Source organism: Citrobacter sp. wls829, from assembly GCF_005280825.1.
Lineage (GTDB): Bacteria > Pseudomonadota > Gammaproteobacteria > Enterobacterales > Enterobacteriaceae > Citrobacter > Citrobacter gillenii.
On sequence record NZ_SZWP01000011.1, the window covers coordinates 1 to 3,319 of the forward strand.

At 42.5% G+C, this 3,319-nt stretch carries 4 protein-coding genes, 1 tRNA gene and 1 pseudogene; 2 read left to right on the top strand and 4 right to left on the bottom strand.

All coding sequences use genetic code 11. The annotated features are described in order from the left end of the window. Positions 1-105: 105 nt before the first annotated feature. On the bottom strand, positions 106-903 hold the full coding sequence (gene mtfA, locus FDW88_RS01525) for a DgsA anti-repressor MtfA (RefSeq protein WP_115258844.1): 798 nt from the start codon (positions 901-903) through the stop codon (positions 106-108). A gap of 93 nt (positions 904-996) precedes the next feature. Here mtfA and FDW88_RS01530 point away from each other — a divergent pair. Further along, a tRNA-Ser gene (locus tag FDW88_RS01530) sits at positions 997-1,086 on the top strand. Positions 1,087-1,113: 27 nt separating this feature from the next. Here FDW88_RS01530 and FDW88_RS01535 read toward each other — a convergent pair. Next, a pseudogene (locus tag FDW88_RS01535) lies at positions 1,114-1,442 on the bottom strand (integrase); the annotation flags it as partial. A gap of 254 nt (positions 1,443-1,696) precedes the next feature. Here FDW88_RS01535 and FDW88_RS01540 point away from each other — a divergent pair. Further along, positions 1,697-1,915 carry a cold shock domain-containing protein gene (locus FDW88_RS01540; RefSeq protein WP_096757531.1) on the top strand — a complete coding sequence of 73 codons (219 nt, stop codon included), beginning with the start codon at positions 1,697-1,699 and terminating at the stop codon, positions 1,913-1,915. Between the two features lie 312 nt (positions 1,916-2,227). On the opposite strand, the gene FDW88_RS22630 is transcribed toward FDW88_RS01540, so the two are convergent. Both FDW88_RS22630 and cspA read right to left on the bottom strand, forming a co-directional pair. After that, on the bottom strand, positions 2,228-2,461 hold the full coding sequence (locus FDW88_RS22630) for a YnfU family zinc-binding protein (RefSeq protein WP_326929964.1): 234 nt from the start codon (positions 2,459-2,461) through the stop codon (positions 2,228-2,230). A 281-nt stretch (positions 2,462-2,742) separates the two neighbouring features. After that, positions 2,743-2,955, bottom strand: a complete 213-nt coding sequence (gene cspA / locus FDW88_RS01545; protein WP_096757530.1) for an RNA chaperone/antiterminator CspA — start codon at positions 2,953-2,955, stop codon at positions 2,743-2,745. Between the last annotated feature and the right edge of the window lie 364 nt (positions 2,956-3,319).

A 3,319-nucleotide genomic window follows, 5' to 3' on the forward strand; every position in this document is an offset into this window, starting at 1 on the left:
GAGGAATCGTGTGAACGAGGCGCATATTACTGACCTCACCATGACGTGTCAACAGTAAAATTAGCACGTCATTTCAATTGGTTAATTAATCCTCAAAATGCAGCGTTAATGCACATTCGATGAGCGATTATTCTCATCTTCCCGGTTATCGCGTAATCGTTGCAGGGGATTCTGCCGATAAAACTGGGAAAAACGCTGCCATAGTGCAGGAAAACGAGGTGCAAATAATTCGGGTGCGCTGAAGTAATATTCCGATAACACGGCAAAACATTCGGCAGGATCGGTCGCAGCATAAGCGTCTATACTGCAAGCGGTTTCACCCACCAGGTCGACTTCATCCTGAATATTATTCATTGCTGCATGCAAATCGTGTTCCCAGCCAGCGATATCCCGCAGCGGGATCGCCGGAATACCGCTGGCCCGATCGCCATTGCGCATATCCAGCTTGTGCGCCACTTCATGGATAATCAGATTAAAACCGGAGGCATCGAAGGAGTCCTGAATATCGAGCCAGTTCAGGATAATCGGCCCCTGCTGCCAGCTTTGCCCGGATTGAACGACGCGTTGGTTATGCACCAATCCAATGTCATCCTCCCATTCATCATCCACGACAAACGGGGCTGGGTAGATCAGAACTTCATGAAAACCATCGAGCCACTCGATACCCAATTCCAGAATGGGCAAACAGAAAAGCAGAGCAATACGCGCACTTTTTAGCGGATCCAGTTCAAGTCCCTGCAGTGCAACTAACCTTTTTTGCTGTAAAAAACGCTCAGCCAGCGCGATAAGTCTGGCGTGTTCTTGCTCAGTGAGATTCACCAGAAGAGGAATTGCCAGGGCATCATCCCACGGCCAGTCATCATTCCGGGTTGTTTCTTGCTCTTTCCAGGGCCACTTAATCATCGTTTTGCTCGCAAACTCGTCACTTGAACGAAATTGACGGAACGGGGTCTGTTAAAATGCCAAATTACCTGGCATTATGGCAACCGCCAGAACGGAGAGATGCCAGAGCGGCTGAATGGACCGGTCTCGAAAACCGGAGTAGGGGCAACTCTACCGGGGGTTCAAATCCCCCTCTCTCCGCCACAATTCAAACACTTACAGCCCCATCATTCAAGGACACACATCACACTTGGAATTACTTGGAATATTCTCCGGTAAAGGGGCGTTCAGTGTCGGTGAAAGTTTGACCTTTCTGTCGTAGATGAGCACCTGTCCTTCAGTCTTGTGTCCAGAAAAAAGCTGTTTATCTCGACTATCTCCTCGGAATCTGAAATCCCTTTAGCCTTAAGGTCATGAAAGGTGAAATCGGTCAAAATGCCTGACACTTGGCCTGCATGGTTTCTTGTCTATACCTTCATTTCGTTAAAACCTTTGTACATGTACCGATTACCGTACTGGTTGCTGATCTCGTAGGTTGATTTTGGTCGCTGTCGGGCTTTTCTATCGCAGCCCGCTACTCTGAAAATATTTCCAGCCAGCTAAAAGATCAGTTGACTGCTACAATACCGGGAGAGTCGAACGGCAAAGAATATTTTGCTTATTATCACTGTCCGTGCCTTAATGAACTCATCATTTCGATATACAGCAAACGTAAACATTTTATCGGCCAGTCCTCATTACCAGTTACTATCGCTGATACTTTTTTTAGTCTATACGTTTGTTGTTCCCTTCATCATGTGAAATTGGAGTAATTATGTCCTCAAGAATCAGAGGCTTGGTAAAATGGTTTAAGGAAGACAAAGGTTTTGGTTTCATCTCTCCGCTTGATGGAAGCAAAGATATCTCTGTTCATGTTTCGGAGCTTCAGGGCGATCATTTTAAAACCCTGTTTGAAGGACAGAAGGTGGAGTACACAATTTATAACGGTAACAAAGGTCCCGCTGCTTCTAAAGTAATACTTTGTGATAAATAGATATACGCGATCGGCAATATAGCTAAGGCGTTAGGTCTGAGAAGGTAGAATTGTAAGCTTTTCTGGAGGAAAAACCTTTTAAAATCAGGTCAGTAACTTTTACATCTTTACAGGTGTGCAGAATCGCAGACCTTCCGTATGCACAGTATAAAAGTAACCGTTAATGGGCTGCATAAACAGTAAAGAGCGCTTATGCTCAGACGGTCTACAGCAGCATTATTGCTTTGAGTTTTTATTTGCCTAAAAACATTGTTATATGTGAGGGCGTTTAATTAATTTAACGCTCATCCTATCTGCAAGAAGGCATCTGCATCATTTTAATGACTTGAACAAAGTACTGCAAAACGGGCAGACAAGTTGAGAACCTTTTTGGACACGACTAAAACTATGTTCTGAATCTTTTGAACAACTTGGGCATGTGCATTTGACTAAGTAATTACGATTAGTTTGTGTTTTTTTACGAGTGGACATAGGGATTTCCTGCTGCAAGGGATTATAACGATACATGTTTAATAAGAAAACCACTTGTATTCCTTTACGATACATGACGATTTTGAAATTATTTGGAATACAATTTCTTTTGACAAATAAACTACAGGTATAGTCTGTAATGAGGCTGGTAATATATGAGTGAAATATATTCGCCGAATTATCTGGATTAAAGATTTAAATTATTAAGCCATGCAATAATATAGGGTGCCAGTGTTATTATAATTACACTAACAATAAACCCGCACTGGGCGGGTTCATTTTATTATCAGTAGAGATTAACTACTCAGACTATTGCCTTCATCGCTATCGTAAGCACTACTGATAACTAGCGGGCATTACAGTGGAGTGACGTTTCCAGCTGCAGGGCCTTTAGCGCCATTTTCAATGGTGAAGGAGACTTTCTGACCTTCATCAAGTGTTTTAAAATTGTCGCTCTGGATAGCAGAGAAATGTACGAATACATCTTTGCTGCCGTCATCAGGAGTGATAAAGCCAAAACCTTTATCTGCGTTAAACCATTTTACTAAACCAGTCATTTTATTAGACATAGATATTTCCTTAATTTATGAGCCACATAAGTGCGGCGACGATGGCCTGTATTTAGAGAGTTACTTATTTGGCACTTAGGAGAAGACTCATGAAGAAGGGGTATCTGTAGATAGCTCTTGAACTGAGGACTGCTTTACTAAAACTGCTTTCATAAGGTCTGTTTTCCAAACCGATGTCTCTATTAAGACATATTAAAATTAATTCAGCAAGGTATATGTTATTTATTTTAACCATTTAAACGCCTGGGTGGCTGAATGGCTGACTGATAAATTCCAGAATATAACTAGTGTGGGTGCTACCTGGCACGCGACAAGAGGCATTACACCTTACTCATTTAAGGAAGGTGCGAACAAGTTCCTGATA